Source organism: Hydrogeniiclostridium mannosilyticum (assembly GCF_003268275.1).
Taxonomy (GTDB): domain Bacteria; phylum Bacillota; class Clostridia; order Oscillospirales; family Acutalibacteraceae; genus Hydrogeniiclostridium; species Hydrogeniiclostridium mannosilyticum.
In genome coordinates, this window is sequence record NZ_QLYR01000001.1 from 81,642 (window position 1) to 101,596 (window position 19,955).

General features: G+C 46.0%; 21 protein-coding genes, 3 pseudogenes and 1 other annotated feature. Of the genes and pseudogenes, 15 read left to right on the forward strand and 9 right to left on the reverse strand.

Features of this window, described 5'->3' with window-relative positions:
- The first annotated feature begins 14 nt into the window (after window positions 1–14).
- Window positions 15–479, forward strand: a complete 465-nt coding sequence (locus tag DPQ25_RS00390) for a hypothetical protein (protein WP_112331209.1) — start codon at window positions 15–17, stop codon at window positions 477–479.
- Entirely contained in the window at window positions 476–913 is a 438-nt protein-coding gene (locus DPQ25_RS00395; protein ID WP_112331210.1) for a hypothetical protein, read from the forward strand. The genes DPQ25_RS00390 and DPQ25_RS00395 overlap by 4 nt, the downstream gene beginning before the upstream one ends.
- 67 nt (window positions 914–980) lie before the next feature.
- On the opposite strand, the gene DPQ25_RS00400 is transcribed toward DPQ25_RS00395, so the two are convergent.
- Together DPQ25_RS00400 and DPQ25_RS00405 are read right to left on the reverse strand one after the other, a co-directional pair.
- Window positions 981–1,157, reverse strand: coding sequence for a DUF4250 domain-containing protein (locus tag DPQ25_RS00400; protein WP_112331211.1), 177 nt, complete (start codon window positions 1,155–1,157; stop codon window positions 981–983).
- A gap of 128 nt (window positions 1,158–1,285) precedes the next feature.
- Complete coding sequence (locus DPQ25_RS00405) at window positions 1,286–2,572, reverse strand: glycoside hydrolase family 10 protein (protein ID WP_242978171.1); 1,287 nt, start codon at window positions 2,570–2,572, stop codon at window positions 1,286–1,288.
- A gap of 139 nt (window positions 2,573–2,711) precedes the next feature.
- Here DPQ25_RS00405 and DPQ25_RS00410 point away from each other — a divergent pair, with 139 nt between their 5' ends.
- The 5 genes and pseudogenes from DPQ25_RS00410 to DPQ25_RS00430 all read left to right on the forward strand — a co-directional run.
- Window positions 2,712–2,957: a DUF1294 domain-containing protein gene (locus DPQ25_RS00410; RefSeq protein ID WP_177576841.1), complete on the forward strand. Its 246-nt coding sequence runs from the start codon at window positions 2,712–2,714 to the stop codon at window positions 2,955–2,957.
- Window positions 2,958–3,295: 338 nt separating this feature from the next.
- Window positions 3,296–4,606, forward strand: a complete 1,311-nt coding sequence (locus tag DPQ25_RS00415; protein WP_112331212.1) for an SPFH domain-containing protein — start codon at window positions 3,296–3,298, stop codon at window positions 4,604–4,606.
- A 39-nt stretch (window positions 4,607–4,645) separates the two neighbouring features.
- A complete protein-coding gene (locus tag DPQ25_RS00420) occupies window positions 4,646–5,731 on the forward strand; it encodes a hypothetical protein (RefSeq protein ID WP_112331213.1) in 1,086 nt (361 codons plus the stop codon).
- A gap of 11 nt (window positions 5,732–5,742) precedes the next feature.
- Window positions 5,743–6,588: a TPM domain-containing protein gene (locus tag DPQ25_RS00425; protein WP_112331214.1), complete on the forward strand. Its 846-nt coding sequence runs from the start codon at window positions 5,743–5,745 to the stop codon at window positions 6,586–6,588.
- Window positions 6,589–6,647: 59 nt separating this feature from the next.
- Window positions 6,648–6,864 (forward strand) — a binding site (T-box leader).
- A gap of 59 nt (window positions 6,865–6,923) precedes the next feature.
- Window positions 6,924–7,236 (forward strand): annotated as a pseudogene (locus DPQ25_RS00430) (proline--tRNA ligase); the annotation flags it as partial.
- A gap of 45 nt (window positions 7,237–7,281) precedes the next feature.
- On the opposite strand, the gene DPQ25_RS00435 reads toward DPQ25_RS00430, so the two are convergent.
- The 4 genes from DPQ25_RS00435 to DPQ25_RS00450 are packed head-to-tail and all read right to left on the reverse strand — an operon-like array spanning window position 7,282 to window position 10,200.
- Complete coding sequence (locus DPQ25_RS00435; protein ID WP_112331215.1) at window positions 7,282–8,172, reverse strand: SIR2 family NAD-dependent protein deacylase; 891 nt, start codon at window positions 8,170–8,172, stop codon at window positions 7,282–7,284.
- Complete coding sequence (locus DPQ25_RS00440; RefSeq protein ID WP_112331216.1) at window positions 8,123–8,896, reverse strand: protein-ADP-ribose hydrolase; 774 nt, start codon at window positions 8,894–8,896, stop codon at window positions 8,123–8,125. Before DPQ25_RS00440 ends, DPQ25_RS00435 begins: the two co-directional genes overlap by 50 nt.
- A 3-nt stretch (window positions 8,897–8,899) precedes the next feature.
- A complete protein-coding gene (locus DPQ25_RS00445) occupies window positions 8,900–9,514 on the reverse strand; it encodes a 4Fe-4S binding protein (RefSeq protein WP_112331217.1) in 615 nt (204 codons plus the stop codon).
- 56 nt (window positions 9,515–9,570) lie between these two features.
- Window positions 9,571–10,200 carry an NAD(P)-dependent oxidoreductase gene (locus DPQ25_RS00450; RefSeq protein ID WP_112331218.1) on the reverse strand — a complete coding sequence of 210 codons (630 nt, stop codon included), beginning with the start codon at window positions 10,198–10,200 and terminating at the stop codon, window positions 9,571–9,573.
- A gap of 333 nt (window positions 10,201–10,533) precedes the next feature.
- Here DPQ25_RS00450 and DPQ25_RS00455 point away from each other — a divergent pair, with 333 nt between their 5' ends.
- Complete coding sequence (locus tag DPQ25_RS00455) at window positions 10,534–10,869, forward strand: winged helix-turn-helix transcriptional regulator (protein ID WP_112331219.1); 336 nt, start codon at window positions 10,534–10,536, stop codon at window positions 10,867–10,869.
- A gap of 41 nt (window positions 10,870–10,910) precedes the next feature.
- Here the strand turns inward: DPQ25_RS00455 and DPQ25_RS00460 are convergent.
- Window positions 10,911–11,264, reverse strand: a pseudogene (locus DPQ25_RS00460) (TnpV protein).
- 180 nt (window positions 11,265–11,444) lie between these two features.
- Window positions 11,445–11,618 (reverse strand): helix-turn-helix domain-containing protein, encoded by a 174-nt coding sequence (locus tag DPQ25_RS00465; RefSeq protein ID WP_407928115.1) that lies wholly within the window; start codon window positions 11,616–11,618, stop codon window positions 11,445–11,447.
- Between the two features lie 402 nt (window positions 11,619–12,020).
- Between DPQ25_RS00465 and DPQ25_RS00470 the strand changes: the two genes are divergently transcribed.
- Window positions 12,021–13,799, forward strand: a complete 1,779-nt coding sequence (locus DPQ25_RS00470) for a hypothetical protein (protein WP_112331220.1) — start codon at window positions 12,021–12,023, stop codon at window positions 13,797–13,799.
- A 96-nt stretch (window positions 13,800–13,895) separates the two neighbouring features.
- On the opposite strand, the gene DPQ25_RS00475 is transcribed toward DPQ25_RS00470, so the two are convergent.
- A complete protein-coding gene (locus DPQ25_RS00475; RefSeq protein ID WP_456237269.1) occupies window positions 13,896–14,573 on the reverse strand; it encodes a hypothetical protein in 678 nt (225 codons plus the stop codon).
- Between the two features lie 258 nt (window positions 14,574–14,831).
- Here DPQ25_RS00475 and DPQ25_RS15255 point away from each other — a divergent pair.
- The 6 genes and pseudogenes from DPQ25_RS15255 to DPQ25_RS00510 form a co-directional block, all read left to right on the forward strand.
- Window positions 14,832–14,975: pseudogene (locus tag DPQ25_RS15255) on the forward strand (site-specific integrase); the annotation flags it as partial.
- Between the two features lie 408 nt (window positions 14,976–15,383).
- Window positions 15,384–16,397 carry a hypothetical protein gene (locus tag DPQ25_RS00490; protein WP_112331222.1) on the forward strand — a complete coding sequence of 338 codons (1,014 nt, stop codon included), beginning with the start codon at window positions 15,384–15,386 and terminating at the stop codon, window positions 16,395–16,397.
- Window positions 16,398–16,451: 54 nt separating this feature from the next.
- Window positions 16,452–18,068: an MBL fold metallo-hydrolase gene (locus DPQ25_RS00495; protein WP_112331223.1), complete on the forward strand. Its 1,617-nt coding sequence runs from the start codon at window positions 16,452–16,454 to the stop codon at window positions 18,066–18,068.
- A 12-nt stretch (window positions 18,069–18,080) separates the two neighbouring features.
- Window positions 18,081–18,638, forward strand: coding sequence for an LOG family protein (locus tag DPQ25_RS00500; RefSeq protein ID WP_112331224.1), 558 nt, complete (start codon window positions 18,081–18,083; stop codon window positions 18,636–18,638).
- A gap of 438 nt (window positions 18,639–19,076) precedes the next feature.
- A complete protein-coding gene (locus DPQ25_RS15160) occupies window positions 19,077–19,205 on the forward strand; it encodes a hypothetical protein (protein WP_262510494.1) in 129 nt (42 codons plus the stop codon).
- A 17-nt stretch (window positions 19,206–19,222) separates the two neighbouring features.
- Window positions 19,223–19,927, forward strand: coding sequence for a GTP pyrophosphokinase (locus tag DPQ25_RS00510; protein ID WP_112331225.1), 705 nt, complete (start codon window positions 19,223–19,225; stop codon window positions 19,925–19,927).
- The last annotated feature ends 28 nt before the right edge of the window (window positions 19,928–19,955 follow it).

Below are 19,955 nucleotides of genomic sequence, written 5' to 3' on the forward strand. Positions count from 1 at the left end.
GAAGGATGGGCGCAATGAAAAAAGCCGCACTGGCATTCTTACTGTTATGTTGCATAATATTTTCTGCTTGCCAAAAAGGTTCCTCACACGCCTCCTCCTTTTCATTGGAGGTAACCGCTCCAACAACAAAGATGGTCATCCGAGATATCAGGCCTACGCGTACTTACACCATCGAATTAAAAAATCTCACAGAGCAAGCATTTCCTGCAGAACACGGGGCCTCGACGCTGAGAATGTACATGTATCCTAAAGGGAGAAGGTCATCGCCGCTTGCTTTTGGGTCCTCTTACGCTTTCGGCGCCATTGAGCCCCACGAAACCATTACCCGAACGCTCTCTTTCTTTCCGAAAGAAGAAGGCGATTACATTCTTGAGGTGTGGTGTGAGCTTGCAATTGATGGAGAAATCGTTCGAATCGATGCGGAGAAGACCCTCGTTACCGTAGTACTTGAATTTCCGCGGAAAGGCTGGCTACCATGAAAAAAGCCGCCGCAGTTTTACTTATGTGGTGCCTCATGCTGCTTTGCGCCTGCGGGAACCATTCATCTGCCGCCTCCTCCTTTTCCCTGGAGATCATTGACCCTCAGACCACAGGCACCGTGGGGGAAAGCATCACCTTCACCGCAGAACTGAACAACAACGCTGAGCAGGAATACCACCTTTCTCATGGAATCCCTCTCATCCTGCTCTACATATATCCGGCGGAGGCCACACCGGAGGAGCCTCTGTTGAGCACAAGTATTTCTACTGTCATTCAGCCTGGCGAAACCATCTCTAAATCAATCCATATCGAACTACTGGAGGAGGGAAATTATTTGCTGAAAGCCTCCTGCCGTTTTGAAGCCGGCGGCGAAAGCATTGAACTCGAAGCAGGACCTATTTCAATTGCCGTCTCCGCTCATAAACCCTCTTAAAAAGCAACGGAAAAGGGAGCATATGCTGGCCTGTGGGCCGTCATATGTTCCCTTTGCTCTCGTGCGCTCAGATAAAGCGGTTTTGTGCTGCATGATACTCAAAGCCAACTGCGGCCAGCTGCTTTGTCAGCTGCTGCCGGTCCAGCTCCAGCGACTCGCACAGCTCATCCAGCGTCGGATATTCGTCTCGAAGCTTCGTATTAATAAAGCTCAGCAAAATCATTGGGTCAGCAGGGATAGCCATAGCAACACTCCTTTGTTACTATCATACCGGTTTCACACATAAAAATCAACCAAAAAGGGAACGTGGTGGTTTTGCCGGCCGGGAAACGCCGCATTCCCTTTTTAACCCTCCATAGAGTACCGTCGCTCTTAATTCTCCCCTTCCAGGACCTTCATTACGTTCTGTACCTCCTCCTTCGTCTGCTCCGTGTCCAGATATTCCCAGGAGTAGAACATAAAGCCGTCATAGGAAAGCTCACGCCCGAGGTCTACCTGCTTTGCAATAATGTCATCCGACTGTTTCCAGGTACCCTCGTCGGCATCCGATCCGGCCTTATAAACCGCCAGGCCCAGGTACAGGTCCACCTTTGAAGCCGTGACCAAATCCCGCCAGGCCTCTGCTGTCTCGGCAAAGGGCAGCGCTGGGTTATCAAAATTCACATAGATCTGCGGGCAGATATAATCGACATAACCACGGACGCTGCACCACTTTTCCACATCCGCCCCAAGCTTTTGATTGTTTGAGAAATTCCCCTGCGGGGATATGCCAAACACCACGGTCTTATTTTCAGCCTTCACTGTTTGATAGACCAGCGACACCATCGCATTGATATTGGCCAGCCGCCAGTCGGATCGTGAAAGCTCAGTTCCACTCTTTTGCGCTTGGGCACAATAGGCCTCATAGGCCTGCTGGTCAAAGGCTTCGTCCTCTGTGGGGTAAAAATAATCGTCAAACTGCACGCCGTCTATTTCGTAATTTCGTACAATCTCGCCCACACCGTCCGCCACCAGCTTGCACACCCCCGGATAGGCTGGGTTTAGATATTTTCCACCGCTTGTTTCCACAACCCAGTCCTGGCGCTCCTCATCCCTTTTACAGACATTGAAAATATTATCCTCACAGAGCTCTTCCGGTGTGCCGTTGACCTGAATCCTCAGCGGATTTACCCAAGCGTGGATCTCCATATCCGCCGCATGTGCCATTTCACACATAATTGCCAGCGGGTCATAGCCTGGGTCCTGCCCCTGAGTTCCCGTAAGAATATGGCTCCAGGGGAAAAGCTCGGATCGGTAAAGCGCATCGGAGAAAGGGCGCACATGTACAATCAGCGTATTCATCCTTTTTTCCTTCGACACATCGATAATCTGCTGAAATTTGGCGCGAAAGGCCGCTTCGCTTCTGTCCGTTTCTCCGCTCATGCTCAGGCTCATATACGGCACCCATACGCCCCGCATCTCCTCCGTCCGCTCCTCAATATTAGGCGCGAAAACATCCGCTGCCTGATTTTCGCCCTGAGACTGCCGGCTTACAGCAACCGGCTCTTTTTCTTCCGGCTGCTGATTGGCAGGCTTTAATAAAAGTGTTAAAATAACCGTACAGGCTAAAATACAGGCGCACAGCATAATGCTGTGGCGGCGCAATATCCGTATGACCATTTTCAGCATCCCTTCCATCTAAAATCCAGGTTATCGCCTCTATTTCTTCTCAATATCAAATATCTATTATGGAGCGCTTCAAAACATGAATACTTTGTCCATGAATTTTCTAAGCCTTCTACCCTGGTATTTTTTTATAATGAATCTGTTCGCCGCCGGCATCACCATTGCCGATAAACGCCGGGCTGTCCGTCACAAATACCGTGTGCCTGAACGCGTGCTGCTGCTTATCTCTCTGCTCGGCGGCAGTATAGCGATGTACGCCACTATGCGTATCATCCGCCACAAAACGCAGCACCCAAAATTCATGGTGGGAATCCCGCTTATTCTTGTTTTCCAACTATTTCTTTTGCTTTTCTTTCTTTTCGCCCGCCCTATTACATAGGAGGCTCCGGCCCTGCTGCGGGTCTCTGAAAATTATACGGCGGAATCTCTGTTTTCCGCCACGGTTCCGCAGCAAGACAAGCTCCCATTCTGTTAATATTTTTCATGTAATCTACCCCCAGCTTATATTTTATGGTACACTAAAGTAAAGACTAGGGGTACAGCTTCATCTTCCCGCAGCTACGGCAGAAGCTTCCTTTCCAAACTGATATACTGGAAGATGATTCCCGTTCACAAGCCCGTTCTACCGCCTGTACAGTAAGGACGGGGCTCTTCTAATGGTCTTTTTTATTTATAAAGAGCCATTAATATTTTACGCGCTGAAAGGAGTCAATTACCATGGGACTAATCAAAGCGGCATTTGGAGCCACCGGCGGCACGTTAGCCGACCAATGGAAGGAATTTTTCTATTGCGACGCGCTCGACAGCGATATTCTGGTTATCAAGGGCAGAAAGCGCACATCGGGCCGTTCTTCCAATACAAGGGGAAATGATAACATCATCTCCAGCGGCAGCGGTATTGCTGTTGCTGACGGGCAGTGCATGATCATTGTTGAACAGGGGCGGATTGTGGAGGCCTGTGCCGAACCCGGCGAGTTTACCTTTGATGCCTCCACCGAACCCAGTTTATTTTCCGGCAATCTTGATTCTAATTTCGGCGACACCCTGCGGACAATCGCCGATCGGATAGCCTACGGCGGCGACACTGGGAAAGACCAGCGGGTCTATTATTTCAACATTAAAGAGCTGGTCGGCAATAAATTTGGGACGCCAACGCCTGTTCCGTTCCGTGTGGTCGACCAGAATATCGGTTTGGATATCGACATCTCCGTGCGCTGTAACGGCATATACTCTTACCGGATCACTAATCCGTTGCTCTTTTACGCCAATGTCTGCGGCAATGTGCGCGAGGCTTATACCCGTGCAGAAATTGACAGCCAGCTTAAAAGTGAATTTATGAGCGCGCTGCAGCCTGCTTTTGCAAAAATTTCCACTATGGGGATTCGTTACAGCGCGATTCCCGGGCACACCCTCGAACTCTGCGATGCAATGAATGAGGTGCTGACTTCCAAATGGGCCCAGCTGCGCGGTCTTTCTATTGTATCGGTCGCCATCAACTCCATCACTGCTTCCAAGGAAGACGAGGACATGATCAAGGAATTGCAGCGAAGTGCAGTCATGCGCAATCCATCAATGGCGGCGGCTCGTCTGGTTGAGGCGCAGTCCGAGGCAATGAAGGCTGCGGCTACCAATAAAAACGGCTCTATGGCCGGCTTTATGGGCTTTGGTATGGCTCAGCAGGCCGGTGGCGTCAATGCGCAGGATCTGTACCGGCTCGGTGTACAGCAGGCGCCGGAGCAACCGCAACAGCACGGACCGAAAAGCCGCTGGACTTGCTCCTGCGGCACGGAAAATGACGGACGTTTTTGCAGCGAGTGTGGAAAGCCCAAGCCTGAGGAACAAGGCTGGGTATGCTCCTGCGGCGCGGTCAACAAAGGCAAATTCTGTTCCGAATGCGGAAAGCCACGCCCCGCTGGAGCGCTGCTCTACCGCTGTGATAAATGCGGTTGGGAACCCAAGGATCCGCAGCATCCGCCAAAATTTTGCCCTGAATGCGGAGACCCCTTTGACGAAGGCGACCTCCATTGAATCAATGAAACCCTGTAATTAAACCCAAAGGAGCGTTTTATGGCAGAAATACTAGAGTATAAATGTCCCTGCTGCGGTGGCGCCATTATCTTTGACAGCGTCAGCCAACAAATGAAATGCCCGTTTTGTAACACCGGTTTTGATGTGGAAACGCTAAAGGCCTATGATGCCGAGCTCAGAGACGAACAGGAGCAGGCCACGCGTATGAATTGGTCCAACCAAGCCGGGCAGCCATGGAACTCCGAGGAAGCGGAAGGCGTCTCGGTTTACACCTGCGAATCCTGTGGCGGCGAAATCATCGCCGATGCCAATACCGCCGCGACACATTGCCCGTTTTGCGACAACCCCGTCATTATGACTGGACGGCTCTCCGGCGCCCTTCGCCCGGACTATGTAATTCCCTTTAAATTGGATAAAGCCGCGGCTAAAAAGGCCTTTTTACAACATCTGAAGGGTAAGCGGCTCCTGCCGAAAATCTTTAAGGACCAGAACCATATCGATGAAATCAAGGGTATTTATGTGCCTTTCTGGCTTTTCGGCTGTAATGTTAATGCCAATATGCACTATCGTACCACCAAGCTCCGCAGCTGGAGCAACCGGGATTATGTCTACACGGAAACCAGCCACTTTTTAGCGAAGCGCGCCGGCACAATCAGCTTTGACCGGGTTCCGGTGGACGGTTCCAGTAAAATGCCGGACGACCTGATGGAATCTATTGAGCCTTACAATTTTTCCGAGGCTGTAGATTTTCAAACCGCTTATCTGTCCGGTTACTTTGCCGATAAATATGATGTGACGGAAACCGAAAGCGTTCAGCGTGCCAATGAGAGAATCAGGCGAAGCACCGAAGAGGCTTTCTCCGCTACCGTCCAAGGCTTTCACAGCGTATCCCCACAGGGAGGCAGCATTCAACTGGTGAGCGGGCAGACTAATTATGCACTGTATCCGGTGTGGATTCTAAATACCACGTGGAATAATCAGCGCTATATTTTTGCCATGAATGGACAGACAGGCAAATTTGTCGGTAATCTACCGGTTGACCGCAAAGCTTACTGGCGTTGGTTTGTTATCCTGGCGGTTATCTTTGCCGCATTGTCCTACGGCCTTATCTGGCTATTTCTGTAGGAGGCGCCGTGATGAACAAACGAATTTTATCACTGCTGGCCATGGTAATGCTATGCGTAAGCCTGGCACTGCCCGCCCTTGCCTCCGATTCCCCCAGTTCCCAGGGGTACAGCATTCCATCTATTCCCGCCGAGCGTCAGCTGCCCCGCCTGGTAGATAATGCGGATTTATTGAATAGTACCGAGGAGGCCGCGTTGCTGACCAAGCTGGACGAAATCAGTGAACGCCAATATTGTGATGTCGCGATTGTCACGGTAGATTCTCTGGAGGGCAAGAATGCTACCGCATATGCCGACGATTTCTACGATTACAATGGCTATGGTATGGGAACCGGCGACAGCGGCATTCTGCTGCTGATCAGCATGGAAAATCGAGACTGGGCTATTACCACCTATGGCTTCGGCATCCAAGCCTTTACCGATGCCGGGCAGGAATACATAACCGAGCGTTTTTTGCCCGACCTCAGCGACGGCAATTATGCCGCTGCCTTTGACCATTTCGCCTTGCTTGCGGATCAATTTCTTACCCAGGCGAGAACCGGCAATCCCTATGACAGTGGGAACCTACCCCGGGGGCTCTTGGGGCTTACCTGGACGCTTGCCGCCGTTGGAATTGGCATTTTGGTTGCTTGGAGCATTGTCAGCATCATGAAAAGCAAGCTAAAAAGCGTTCGGCCCCGGTCAAACGCTGCCGGCTATGTCCGCGGCGGAAGTATGAAGCTGACGGCAGCACAGGATCTTTTCCTCTATCGAACAATCTCCCGAACCGCCCGGCCGAAAAGCTCCGGCGGAGGCGGAAGCAGCACCCGTACCAGCTCCTCCGGCCGCAGCCACGGTGGTAGAAGCGGCAAATTTTAGCCAAGAGCCCCGCGCCTTGACAGGGTCCCGGTTTTATGGCATAATAACAAAACATAGTAATAAAAGCTTCGATAAGAACTAATAGGCTGTTTGAATGCTCAGAGAAAAGGCGGATGCTGCGAGCCTTTCAGGAAAACCGCCGAACCCCTCTTTGAGCTGCCGTCCGAAAGAGTTTTTCTATAAGGCGCGCCGGTTTTCTCACCGTTACCGAGTGTAAAGTGCGGAGTGTTCCGAATTCAGGTGGTACCGCGGACTTACAGCTTGTTCGCCCTGGGTTGATTAACGTCAACCCAGGGCTTTTTATTTTCAAAAATAATACTAACAGGAGGACATCTATGAAACTGGAAAAACTAGTGGGAGAGCGTTTCAAAGAAAAACCCGCCGATTGCGTCATTGACAGCCACGCCCTCATGCTGCGCGGCGGCTACATGAAATATGTTGCCAACGGTATCTTTTCATCCTATATGCCCTTACGCCGAATCACACGTAAAATTGAACAAATCATTCGTGAGGAAATGGATGCAATCGATGGACAGGAGGTCCAATTTCCGGTTGTCTTGCCGGCCTCTCTATGGGAGGAATCTGGACGCTACGGGCATGTAGGCAGAGAATTGCTGCGGTTCAGTGACCGTAATAAAAGCCCTATGATTTTCCATTTTCTCTTTCTCTGTCACGTCTTTTCCTCCAATCATTTTACAAAGCGTTTTTTTCTGCCTTACGCATGTTCTCAAGAACCTCCGCAATGTCCGTATCAAAACAAATAGATTGTTTTTTAATTTCCTGTGGGCAGTAGGCTTCTCCACGATTGACGCAAGCATAAACTGACTTCGGATTTTTGGCGGTCATCTGCCAAAAAGGATATTTGATAATAACAGGCGTGTTCATTCCAACGCCCAATTCCAGAAACAAAATGTGAAGTCCATTGTGACGACGAATAAAACTCTCATATCGTTCTGACGCTACGTACCATCCTTCGTCCTGTACAAAGGAATCATCACAACGCAAATTCATCGTCATAGGAGCACCGCATACAGGGCATTTGGGTATGAGTTCAGTAGGGATTTTCATATCCTTTTGTTTTGCGACCATCTCTCGTGCTTGTGCTTCATTGTCATAGGTCTTATTGTGGCAGGCTTTCGAGCATTGCCAAAGTCCGTAATCGCCCTGGGTATAAAACAGTCGCTTTTTATCAAATCCTGCAAGCTGAAACTGATGGTCAACATTAGTTGTGAGAACAAAATAATCCTTATCCTTTACAAGCTCCAAAAGCGCAGTATATGGTTTTCCTGTGGAAACATCATAACGATTCACATAGATATGTCTTGACCACCAAGCCCAATACTCCTCTAAACTGCCATAAGGATAGAAGCCGCCGGAATACATATCGGTAATACCGTATTTCTCTCGAAAATCGGCAAAGTTTTTCTCAAATCTTTCGCCGCTGTAGCTTAGTCCAGCAGAGGTGGAAAGACCTGCACCAGCGCCGATCACAATAGCATCGGCGGTTTTGATTTCTTCTTTCAGCCTGTTTATATTATCCGAGTAAGTCCCGGTAGATTTCGTAATCCATCTGTTTGAAAACATTGAATATCACCTCAATTTGGCTGTCAGTCTGCCGCTTATATTCCTTTACCGTCTGTACTGCGATTTCTGCCGCCTTATCATTTGGAAAATGAAATTCTCCCGTAGAGATACAACAAAATGCAATGCTTTTGATAGCATTTTGCTCCGCAAGCTCCAAACAGGAGCGATAGCAGGAAGCAAGCTGCTTCTTGTCTTTTTCTGTCAGTCGTCCGTAGATGATCGGGCCGACGGTGTGCAACACATAATTACAGGGCAGATTATATGCCGGAGTGATTTTTGCCTTGCCTGTTTCTTCTTCGTGTCCCTGTTCGTTCATAAGCTCTGCACAGGCTGCCCGAAGCTGAATGCCCGCATAGGTATGGATAGCGTTGTCAATACAGCCGTGGCAGGGGCAGAAACAACCCAGCATTTGGCTGTTAGCGGCGTTGACAAGGGCATCACAGCGAAGGGTGGTGATGTCGCCCTTCCGTAGATAAAGCCCCTTCTGTACCGGCTGTAAATCCGACAGATTGGTAATGCCTTTTTCTGCGGTTTCAGTTTGCAAATAAGCGTCCTGCACCTCTATAAATTCACGGCTTGCCGCCTGCGGCATACGAACATTCAAAAGAGAGCGCAATAGCCGTTTCTGCTCTTGCTCATCTTGGGGGATTTCGATATCACGGTATTTCGGCTGTTCTTTTAGCAACTCTCTGATTAAGTAGATTCTTCTTTCCTTTTGTGTCATAACTTATCCTCTCCGAACGACTGCATTTTGCGGACATACAGATTTACAGTTGCCGCAATGCAAGCAATGCATTTGTTCAATGACGGCGGGTGTAGTGGTAAAATCAATACAAGCCTGCGGGCAGACTGTTTCACAAGTACGGCAGCCAATACAATCGTTCGTGATAAAATATCCTTCCTGCTTTGCTTCTGGCTGTCCAATGGTAAAGGACGCTCTTTCTATCGGCTTTATCGATAAATCAAACCACTCACCGCTGCCTTCATAGAGCCCGAAAACCGTAAGAGCCCGACGGGATTCTTCTGTAGGATAGATCTCGTTCATATACGGGTTTTTCTCAAACAGCCGGGGAAGATGAGCTTCCCCCAATTCACACACCTTGCCACGGACGGACACCGCCGCGCAGGACATGGTATCTTCACCCTTTATGCCCGTCAAAGCTATATATCCATACCTTTTCAAGCGGTCATAAAAGCCTTTTCCTTTGGCGGTAAGAAAATAAAGACCGCTTTCATCCGCGTCCATCATATCAATGGCACAGGTTACTGGAAACCCTTTATCGTCAGTCGTTGCCGCAATCACAGTATGAATTTCTTTCACTATAAAATGCAAATAGTCCATTTTTAACTCCGTATCAGAACAGGGCTGCCTTTTGCGACAGCCCTGTACATCTGCTCTTATTCAGCGACAACGCTGATACGCTGCTGAATGTGGTTGCCTTTTGTTGCCTCATCTATCATGGCAATCGCATAATCGGCGTAGCTGATAACACTTTCGCCATTGGCATTCAAGGTTAATTCTTCTCCGGCGAGAATGTATTTGCCCGTGCGCTCACCGTCTGCCTGAAAGTCTGCGGCAGGGCTGATAAACGTCCACTTTACATCGTTTCTCTTTCGAAGCTCTGCAAGCGCCTTGCCCTGTGCCTTTGCAAGCGGCAGGAACATTGCCGGAAAATCCGGTCCATCCGAAACTTGGACAGTGTGTTCCGGGTTCACATACAGGCTTCCTGCACCGCCGACTACAAGTAAGCGAATATCCGTGCCGGAAAGAATGTCGCAAAGGTGCTTCAGAGAAGTGCTGTGCTGAGGAAGCACATCTTCTGTCCAAGCGCCGAATGCGTCGATGACAACATCAAAACCGTTCAGGTCAGCGGTAGTCAAATCAAACAAGTCCTTTTTCAGCACATTCTGTGCTGCTGTCTGATTATCACCACGAACAACGGATGTTACATCAAGATTTCTTTCAACTGCTTCTTTTACAATAAGTTTTCCAGCTTTTCCGTTTGCACAAATAACTGCTATTTTCATTTTAAGTTCCTCCTGATTTTATCGGTCTTCCCGAATTGTTTTGAATGTAGGAGTTTCGGAGCGGCCGTCTCCGTAGCTCTGGACTATATTATACGCAGGCAGGTTTCTGCTGTAAAGTAAGCACTTTATTGTGGTGTAGTTACCCAGAGGATACTATTGGACAGTTACTTAGAGGAAACAAATGCGTAAATGCAAGGGATTTACGCATTTTTATGGGCTGAAAAAAATTTTTTGATTTTTTCAGCCCATATACAGAGCATTGATTTCTTACGGGTTGTTATGGTATAATAGGGATGTTAAATACAAAAAAATACTAATGGAAGGATTACAGATATGAGTGAAGCGAAAACAGCAAAAGATTTGCCTGCCTGCCCTGTTGAAACGACTTTAATGCTGATCGGTGATAAATGGAAAGTCCTAATTCTGCGTGACCTGCTTCCCGGCACAAAGCGTTTTGGAGAATTGAAAAAGTCTATCGGCAGCGTCAGCCAAAAGGTTTTAACGGCACAGCTTCGGGATATGGAGGAAAGCGGTCTTGTTAGTCGCAAAGTCTATGCAGAAGTACCGCCAAGAGTGGAATACTCCCTCACTGAGCTTGGGCAAAGCCTGAAACCGATTCTTGATTCTATGTGGAATTGGGGCGAGGGATATAAGGCTTCATTGAATTAGAAAGATGGCGGATATCTCTTTTGGAGATATCCGCCACGTCTTTATCTGTATATGATTTCTTTGTTGACAATTTCCATTGCACATGCCTGTATGTTACCCAGCCGTCCAACCCATTCTAAAGCATTGTCAGACTTTAGCTGTTCTGTGATACCCTGTGATTGCTTTATCTGTTATATGAGCCTTTCAAAGCGTTCCTGCGCCTACCTGTCTATCTCTGCAAGATAAGTGTTGAGCTTGCTACTGGTCAAAAGTGTTGTGTAGGTTGCTTTTCTATGCTCTTTCAGAAAGCATTTGTGCCGCTGTCCCCATATCCCGATAGGCTTCTTTTCTTCTTCAGGCGGTGAGGTAAGGTTAGGGATAAGATACCCGTTTTCTTCGTGATAAGTTCCGCCCATTTAATATTGTTTTCTCCATAAGGGAGATTACCAGAACAACCGAATAGGATACGAAAAGGCCGGAAGTTACTCTATAAAGAGCGCTTCCGGTCTTTTATTTAAAAGAAATATAATAACGATTGGATGTCGCACTGCTGTTCTCACGGTAGTGCGACTCTTTTCGCATCAGTCCTGCTTTTTCTAAATCTTTGACAGCGCGTTCACTGTGCTGCGGGACACCGACAGGTCTTTTGCAATGGTATTAATACCCGGCCAAGCCTTTCGTTCCTTATCCATCCGGTCGTGGAGATAGATATACACGAGCTTTGCCCGGTGCGGCAGCTCCGAGCGATACAAAAAATCAAGTCTGCCCATCAGACCTCACCTCTTTTTCGGCTGTCCCTGCGGTGTAGGGTTCTGTGGACTGCCTGTGTTCTTATTACCTCTATTCCTCAACGCAATATTCTTTGCTAATATTTATGAGGATAATCGAAAATTAGATATAAAATTTACCGTAAACTATATACGAGATTATATGCAGAAAGGGGCTTGACAAAAATGATGGAGAAAGGTAGGCTTTTAGCAAGCAAGCAAGCAAGCAAGCAAGCAAGCAAGCAAGCAAGCAAGCAAGCAAGCAAAGTGTAACTCTGTCCTTTTTTTCTTGTCAAGACCTAAAATATACAAAAATGTAGGCGTATTCTGCCCGTTTTATAACGGGCGGGATGCGCCTTTTTGTGTTATGAAGTAAGAAAGTAATTGAAACGAAAGGGCGAAAATATGAAAGCGAAAATAAAAAGTAAAGTGCTGGCAGCATTGATTTGCTGTATGCTCATAATCGGCTTATTGCCGACAACTGTTTTGGCTGCAAGTCTTACAGTTTTGAATGTAAACGGAACAAGCATTCTTTCCGCAACTGATAATAAGATCACCTGCGGAGAGGGTACTGCGGAGTATGACTCGGACAACAATACGCTGACACTTACAAATATCACCATAGAAGGGGAGTTTTCGGGTTCTGCTGCGATCTATGCTGTGGGAGATTTAACAATACGATTGGTCGGAACGAACACTATTACATCGGGTTATTATGGTATTTATGGCAATAACGGTACAATCACCATTGGCGGAGAGGGAAAATTGATAATTCAATCTGATAACGATTGTATGCGGGGTGATAACATCTCTATCGGGAGCGTAGATGAAACAGGCGCACCTACCATTGAAGCAATGGGGAGAGGCAAACAAGCCACCGGAATATACACGACAAATGTGCTGACTATTCAAAACGGTGCGAAGGTTACTGCCAAAAGTGATGGAGATAGCTATGCCCTATGCGGAGAAGGAGGAATCACCATTGCTGACAGTACAGTAAATACCACCTCAAGTGGAAGTGAACAAAATGTAATCTGTAGTGTAAGTGATTTTTCCATTGACAATTCTACCGTGACGGCAACCGGAACATCCCAAGATGCCTTTCCCGCTATCTTTGCGGCAGGAAATATAAATATTACTAACAAGAGTAATGTCGAGGCAACATCAAGCGGTATGCGAGGAATCTTTACTGACAGTAATATGACAGTAACAGACAGTACAGTTACTGCCACAGGTACGACTCGCGAGGGGATGGTCGTAGTGGGAACTTTGACACTGAACAATTCATCACTGACGGCTTCAAGTAAACCGAATGATATTATCCCTGCTATTGTAACTAAAAGCTTTAATATTACCAATTCAGAGGTAACTGCAAAGGGTGGCTTTGATTTATTTGACTGGTACAATGGCAATATAGACGACATCTCTTTCGGCATTGCACCTGCAAATGGAAAACTTGCAGAATTTAAAGTAGACGGAAATAACTGGGACGGTTCAGCGGCAAAGCATTTTAAGGAAGGTAATGAATCGCCTTATGATACAGCAATAAACTTTAGTGCTGACGAGATGAACTGGCTTGGTGCATACCGTTATATTCATATCGGGGAACATATTCATACAGGTGGTACAGCAACCTGTACTGAACCAACCATATGCGAAGATTGTGGTAGAGCGTATGGAAATGCACTTGGACACAATGCAGTAAAAACAGAACGCAAAGAAGCGACCTGCATTGAAGATGGAAATGTCGAATATTGGTATTGTGACGCTTGCGGCAAATATTTCAGCGATGAAGCACTGACAAAAGAAATCGCAAAAGAAGAAACTGTTGTCAAAGCAACCGGACATGGTGAAACGGAACTAAAAAATGCCAAAGAAGCGACCTGTACCGTGGAAGGATATACTGGGGATAAGGTATGCAAAGTATGCGGTTCGGTAGTGGAAAAAGGAAAGGTAACTGCAAAAGCTGCACATAACTTCAAAGACGGAAAATGTACCGTTTGTAAAGCAACTGACCCAAATTATGTACCAACAAAACCAACTGTTCCTGAAAAAGGAGATAAAGAATCTCCACAGACTGGCGATTCTACTAATATCGCTCTGTGGTTTGCGATTATGCTGACGGCAGGCACAATCCTGACAGGTACGGTTCTTTACAGCAAAAAGAAAAAATGCAGTAAGTAAGTATTATAAAATACGCCCTGTGGTTTAAACATCCGCAGGGCATATTTTATGTATGCCGCCGCTATGGGTAACACCATAATGGCGGTTTTGGGGTGTCTATCGGCTATCTCTGTCAATGGATTTCTTACGCTGTCTTTGCGGAGGTTTCTGCTTGTTGCGTTCCTGTATCTCACGCAGATGTTTTAGCACACTCTGCTTTTCGGGCGGTCTGTGCTGTTCTTTTGCGGCGGCTGTCGGCTTCCTGCTGACTTGGTATTCCCACTCGGCAAGGTCACGGTTGTACTTTTCTACAACGCTTTCCATTTCTCGGAAAGTACGCATAAATACCTGCACATCAGGATAACCGTCTGCTTTGAGTGTATCAGGAATTTTATCCAGCCTGTCGGCAATCTCCGCTTCGGTTTCTTTGATTTTTACCTCCAACGCTTTTCGTTCTTTACCTTTGAAAAGCCCCTTTGTATCAGCAAGCTGCTGTTTCAACTGCGGTAGAACTTTGTCCTGCAAGTTTTTGATTTCCTTTGCCTTATCCTGTACTTTTATCATCAGGTTTCGCATATGGCGGAACTCTGCCATATCAATATCAAGCGTAGGCTTAGGCGGCATATCCTTTTCTCGAATAAGGTTTTGCAGAAAATCTTTTGCTTTTGCCACAATCCCACGGAACAGATTAGGCAACCAGCCTTTGCTCTTGATAGATTGGCTTGCTTTTTCGTGTATCTCGGTCTGCTTGACTTCTAAAATCTTTGCTTCGGAAATACCCGATAACAACGCCATATCCGCTGTCCTATTCCATTCCTGCCTTGCGGCGTTATCCGCTTCAATCTCAGCGGCTTTGGGATTGTTCTTACCGATTTTCTTTGTAGGGAGATAAACGCTGTTCTTATCAAAGACCTTTAACTGCTGTTCGGGATCGGAGATATGCCGATTGATAAGGTCGGTGTAAATCTCTTTTACCTCCCGAAAAAAAGGCTCGCTTTTGAATTTATCATCTTTCACGGTAAAGAGGTGGCTTTCATAAATTTCTCCCTTTTTTATGACGGTGCAGCACCTAAAGATGTGCAGGAACTTCTCGGACACGCTGATGTCAGTACCACAATGAATATTTACGCTCACGCTACAAGGGAAGCGAAGCGTACTTCCGCAAGACTGCTGGATAAAGTAATCGGCGGAGAATAAAAAATTTCCCTTGTTTCGGCTCATAAGGGCAAAAACAAGGGAAAATACATAAGGTTTGAACATTTAACAGGCGATATGCCTTGAAAATACAGGGTTTATAGAGGTTTGAATAGATAAAATCCAGTTTATAAGAGACTACACAGGGCAGGTATCTGACGAGAGGTGTGCCGTCTGCCAGACTTTCCATGTGATATTCAAGCTGTCGCTTGTGGCGACTATGGTGGTAATTATCAAGTTCATCATCGTCAGCTCTTCAAAAGTCATTGGACAAAGGAAGGTCTGTGAGGAAATTTGCGACAAACTTAAAAACTGTTACCTTTTTGGACAAACAACAAATTTTGTCCCTATAAATCTGTACTTTTTTGCGGTATGCTATATGTGCAAGCGTTATGAAAGGTGCTGGTTGAAATGAAAAAAGACATGAATCGGATGTTAGTTGAAACTGTCGTCCGCCGGACATTAAAAAATATTCAGAATTCGCCGGAACGGGAAACCCGAAATCTTGTGGATTTGGGGCTTGAGTGTTCCAAGGGCAGATTTCAAAAGAATTTTTTACGAACCACACAGAAAATGCTGCATAACCAGGAGAGCGCTTACTACTCTCTTGTAAAAAACACCGTTGATTCAGTAGATCACGATATTTTGACGACCTTCGGTATCAATCTCGGATATAACGGATGTACGAAAGGTGCCAGAGTGATCCGTGAAGTGGAGGCAGAGTATGGATTTAATGTTCCGTGGTCTATAACATTGGTCATAAATGAGGAGAAACTGGATGCAGAACCAGACTTTTATCCCTCCGTTTTGCAACAAGGTATTTCTTTGGGGATACACACCTATCTATTCTTTATACTCGGTGATCCGGAAAAGATTCTTCCGCTGATAGAGAAACAGTCGGAGTGTGCTTTTATCATTTTTCTTCGCGGATATCAGGTCAGCAGTTCCTTTGTAAAAAAAATGAAAGCTGTAAAAAATGCGATGACTTTGGTGTATGTTAACAAGGATATGCCTGACGCCTGCCAAAAGCTGCGGGATGTAAAACTGTTGTATGGCGTCTATAAACGGTATGCGGAACAAGATAAGAAACGAATTCTCAGCGGAGAATGGCTGAATACTGTTCTTCCTGCCAAGCCGGCCTTTGCAGTGCTTCGGGCAGACGATTCCTGCACACCGGAAACAAAAAAGGATGTTTACGATTATGTTGTTTCTGTACGGAACAGCCAGAAGTATCCGCTTGTTCTGATGGATTTGAAGTATGATATTCTGGCGATTGACCGCATTATCTCCGAGGAGGAATGCATGGCTGAGTTTAATGCTGATGGCAACCTGCGAACATACGAGGGGCTTCAGCGTGAAGAAAAATTTAATATCTTCAGGCATAGCCTGGAGGATATTCTTCGGGAAATTCAGATAGCGAAATAAATCAGAGTAAGAAGGAACGAATTTCCTGTCATAACTCATGAAAGGAGTAATCTTATGAGACTAACATTTATCGGTGCAGCCCGCGAAGTAACAGGTTCATGTACGCTTTTAGATGCCTGCGGAAAACAAATTCTCATCGACTGTGGTATGGAGCAAGGCGGGGACACGTATGAAAACGCCGATCTGCCTGTATCTCCTAATGAAATTGACGCTATACTTTTGACTCATGCGCATATTGATCACTCTGGTATGATTCCAGCTATGGTTGCCAAAGGCTATGCCGGTCCTATTTATTCTACAGTAGCAACTTATAGACTTTGCAATATTATGCTGCGGGACTCTGCTCATATTCAGGAGCAGGAAGCCGAGTGGCAGAACAGAAAAGCCAGTCGAGCCGGTTTTGAAAAGTATAAACCGATTTACACTATTGACGATGCTGCTGAGGCGTTAAAAAGCTTTGAAAGCTACGGCTATAACAAACCTGTGCAAATATTCGATGGTATCACAATTGAGTTTATCGATGCCGGACATTTACTGGGATCTTCGAGCATTCATATTACGATTAAAGAAAGCGGAGAAACGAAAACGCTTTTGTTTTCCGGTGACCTTGGAAATATAGAAAGACCGCTGATTCGTGATCCTCAAATGTCAAAGCAAGCAGACTATGTCATTATTGAATCTACCTATGGAGACAGGATTCACGGCGAGCGGCCGGATTATATTTCTCAGCTTACCGAAATACTGAAAGAAACCTTTGTAAAAGGAGGCAACCTGGTTATCCCTTCCTTTGCCGTCGGTAGAACGCAGGAATTGCTTTATTTATTCCGAATAATTAAAGAGAAACGGTTGATTCAGGAATTTGAGAATTTTCCTGTTTATGTAGATTCCCCTTTGGCAGTAGAAGCAACGAAAATCTATAAAGATAATCTTTTTGAATATTATGATACTGAAACTTTAGAACTTCTAAAACAAGGGATTAATCCCATTGAATTTCCGGGATTGCGTTTAAGCGTTACCAAGGAAGATTCCATGGCAATCAACTTTGACGAATCCCCTAAAGTTATTATTTCTGCCTCTGGAATGTGTGAAGCCGGTAGAATTCGTCATCATCTGAAGCACAATCTTTGGCGTGAAAACAGTACGATTTTATTTGTTGGCTATCAGGCGGAGGGTACACTCGGAAGAAAACTTTTGGGTGGAGCAAAATCTGTCAATCTGTTTGGTGAAGAAATACAGATTAATGCAAAAATCGCTTCTGTTGCGGGCATCAGCGGACACGCTGATCGAGATATGCTGCTCGGTTGGCTTGCATCAATGAAAGCAGCACCCGCAAAGGTATTTGTCAATCATGGGGACGATATCGTTTGTGAGAGTTTTGCTCAAACGATATATAACAAACTGCGGTTTTCCGCAACGGCGCCCCATAGCGGAGACGCCTATGATCTTATTAGCGGAGAATGTGTTGAACGTGGGAAAGCTGTTAAGATTACAAAGGTATCTGACGGCCGCCGCAGAGCAAACCTTGCGTTTGATAAGCTGATGGCTGCTTGTCAAAGACTAAAAACGATCATTGAATTAAGCCGTGGACTTTCTAACAAAGAATTAGCAAAGTTTACCGACCAGCTTAATGGCCTGTGCGACAAATATGCACGAAAATCCAACAGAAAATAAGGAGGAGTATAGATGCCGAAGAAATATTATGCCTGCGTTTACGGCGGTGCATCCACTAAACTTGACGATATCTACATAAAAGAGGTTGAGAAATTAGGGAAACTCATCGCAGACAATAACTTTTCATTAGTTTACGGAGCCGGTGCATCCGGTTGTATGGGTGCAGTCGCCAGGGGCGTCGAAAATAACGGTGGTTATGTAATGGGAATTTCGCCGCACTTTATTGAGAGCTTTGAACCGATTTTTCCCTGCGATAATACGGTCATGGTCGATACAATGGCAGAGAGAAAAACTCTTATGGAGAAACACGCCGATATTTTCATTATTGCTCCAGGTGGTATCGGTACCATGGATGAGTTTTTTCAGGTACTGACGCTGAAATACTTAAACCGACTTTCCATACCAATCGTTATTCTTAATATCGAAGGCTTCTATGACAGTTTGATTGCACTGATAGATAACCTTGTCAAAAACAAGGCCGTTATTCCGGAAATCACAAGTTATTATGATGTGGTTGAATCAGTTGATGACGAACTTCTTTTAGGCTATTTCAAAAAAATCAAAGGCTAACAGGCAAAATGAAATAAAGTCTTATAAAGGCGATAAATGTGTTAGCGGAGCAAAGTAAAAACGGATATAACAAGTCTTGCAATGAGACTCTTGCATAAAAACGATATATAAATGGGCAAAGCAGAATTGATTTTTTCGCTATCAAGCCTTTGTTATTCCACGTTGCTTTGGTTGACGGTCATGCTTTTTCCCCAAGGATCGCCGCTATGTTTACCCAGGATCCGGCACTGATAAGAATTCAGTAAAACCGCACTTCGTATCTATATGGCCTGTATGCTGTTCTTTGGCATTCAAATGGCCTGCCAGATGGATCTTTACTTCGCTTGGAAATGCAAAAGCTTCCATTTTAGTTATTGTTATGAGAAAATTCAGCCTGCTGATTCCGATGATTTATCCCATACCGCTGATTTTTTCTTCGATAAAACAACGGCGGTATATATGGCGGAACAGGTAGCCGATTTTCTGGCAGTGACCTTTACCGCCATACTCTTTATCTTCCAGTTCAAAAAGGAGCTTTCAGGGATATCCAGTGGAAATACAAAGGCTGCCGTGCAAAACAAAAAATAAGACAAGGAAAGAAAACGATGAAACCTGTTTTAGAAACCAAATTAAAGGAACGAACCGAAGCGATAAAGGATTTCTTCGGTGGAAACGAAAGAGAGCCCCTGTCAGACGAAACGCTCGAGCGGCTTTTTCAGTTTGAAGAGTTAATGGTAAAATACCGTTCCGCTATTCGTGAGGTTACTACAAAGCTGGAAATTCTTAACGATGAGCTGTCTTCTTCGATGAACGGAAATCCAATTGAGAGTATCCAGTCACGGGTAAAACGCCCATACAGCATTGCGAAAAAGCTGACCCGCCTGAATCAGCCTGTTACCGTTGACGCCATTGCAGAAAATCTAAATGATGTAGCCGGGATCCGTGTCATATGCCCTTTTATCAATGATATTTACAAGGTGGCGGACATGCTTCTCATGCAGGATGACGTACACTTGGTTCGACAAAAGGATTATATTAAGCATCCAAAAGAGAATGGTTACCGCAGCCTGCATTTGGTCATTGAAATTCCGGTTTTCTTTTCCACGAAAAAGGAAATGATTCGAGTTGAAATACAGATCCGCACCGTTGCAATGGATTTCTGGGCGAGTCTGGAGCATCAGATTCGGTATAAAAACGATTCGCCGGAAGTGCAGGCGATTGCAGACGAGCTGAAAGACTGCGCCGATACCATTGCGCAGACGGACTTAAGAATGCAGGAGCTGCGGCAGCGTATTACATCGGGGACATAAAATTAAAAAAGGTATAGTCTTACGACTG

What these genes read in the sequence shown, in the direction of transcription:
- DPQ25_RS00465 (WP_407928115.1), bottom strand. Translation starts at nt 11,618, where the DNA reads ATGGGCAGACTTGATTTTTTGTATCGCTCGGAGCTGCCGCACCGGGCA.
- DPQ25_RS00410 (WP_177576841.1), top strand. Translation starts at nt 2,712, where the DNA reads ATGAATCTGTTCGCCGCCGGCATCACCATTGCCGATAAACGCCGGGCT.
- DPQ25_RS00475 (WP_456237269.1), bottom strand. Translation starts at nt 14,573, where the DNA reads ATGGCGTTGTTATCGGGTATTTCCGAAGCAAAGATTTTAGAAGTCAAG.
- DPQ25_RS00415 (WP_112331212.1), top strand. Translation starts at nt 3,296, where the DNA reads ATGGGACTAATCAAAGCGGCATTTGGAGCCACCGGCGGCACGTTAGCC.
- DPQ25_RS00435 (WP_112331215.1), bottom strand. Translation starts at nt 8,172, where the DNA reads ATGTTTTCAAACAGATGGATTACGAAATCTACCGGGACTTACTCGGAT.
- DPQ25_RS15160 (WP_262510494.1), top strand. Translation starts at nt 19,077, where the DNA reads ATGGCGGAACAGGTAGCCGATTTTCTGGCAGTGACCTTTACCGCCATA.
- DPQ25_RS00510 (WP_112331225.1), top strand. Translation starts at nt 19,223, where the DNA reads ATGAAACCTGTTTTAGAAACCAAATTAAAGGAACGAACCGAAGCGATA.
- DPQ25_RS00445 (WP_112331217.1), bottom strand. Translation starts at nt 9,514, where the DNA reads ATGGACTATTTGCATTTTATAGTGAAAGAAATTCATACTGTGATTGCG.
- DPQ25_RS00450 (WP_112331218.1), bottom strand. Translation starts at nt 10,200, where the DNA reads ATGAAAATAGCAGTTATTTGTGCAAACGGAAAAGCTGGAAAACTTATT.
- DPQ25_RS00490 (WP_112331222.1), top strand. Translation starts at nt 15,384, where the DNA reads ATGAAAAAAGACATGAATCGGATGTTAGTTGAAACTGTCGTCCGCCGG.
- DPQ25_RS00395 (WP_112331210.1), top strand. Translation starts at nt 476, where the DNA reads ATGAAAAAAGCCGCCGCAGTTTTACTTATGTGGTGCCTCATGCTGCTT.
- DPQ25_RS00400 (WP_112331211.1), bottom strand. Translation starts at nt 1,157, where the DNA reads ATGGCTATCCCTGCTGACCCAATGATTTTGCTGAGCTTTATTAATACG.
- DPQ25_RS00440 (WP_112331216.1), bottom strand. Translation starts at nt 8,896, where the DNA reads ATGACACAAAAGGAAAGAAGAATCTACTTAATCAGAGAGTTGCTAAAA.
- DPQ25_RS00390 (WP_112331209.1), top strand. Translation starts at nt 15, where the DNA reads ATGAAAAAAGCCGCACTGGCATTCTTACTGTTATGTTGCATAATATTT.
- DPQ25_RS00495 (WP_112331223.1), top strand. Translation starts at nt 16,452, where the DNA reads ATGAGACTAACATTTATCGGTGCAGCCCGCGAAGTAACAGGTTCATGT.
- DPQ25_RS00420 (WP_112331213.1), top strand. Translation starts at nt 4,646, where the DNA reads ATGGCAGAAATACTAGAGTATAAATGTCCCTGCTGCGGTGGCGCCATT.
- DPQ25_RS00405 (WP_242978171.1), bottom strand. Translation starts at nt 2,572, where the DNA reads ATGGTCATACGGATATTGCGCCGCCACAGCATTATGCTGTGCGCCTGT.
- DPQ25_RS00500 (WP_112331224.1), top strand. Translation starts at nt 18,081, where the DNA reads ATGCCGAAGAAATATTATGCCTGCGTTTACGGCGGTGCATCCACTAAA.
- DPQ25_RS00425 (WP_112331214.1), top strand. Translation starts at nt 5,743, where the DNA reads ATGAACAAACGAATTTTATCACTGCTGGCCATGGTAATGCTATGCGTA.
- DPQ25_RS00470 (WP_112331220.1), top strand. Translation starts at nt 12,021, where the DNA reads ATGAAAGCGAAAATAAAAAGTAAAGTGCTGGCAGCATTGATTTGCTGT.
- DPQ25_RS00455 (WP_112331219.1), top strand. Translation starts at nt 10,534, where the DNA reads ATGAGTGAAGCGAAAACAGCAAAAGATTTGCCTGCCTGCCCTGTTGAA.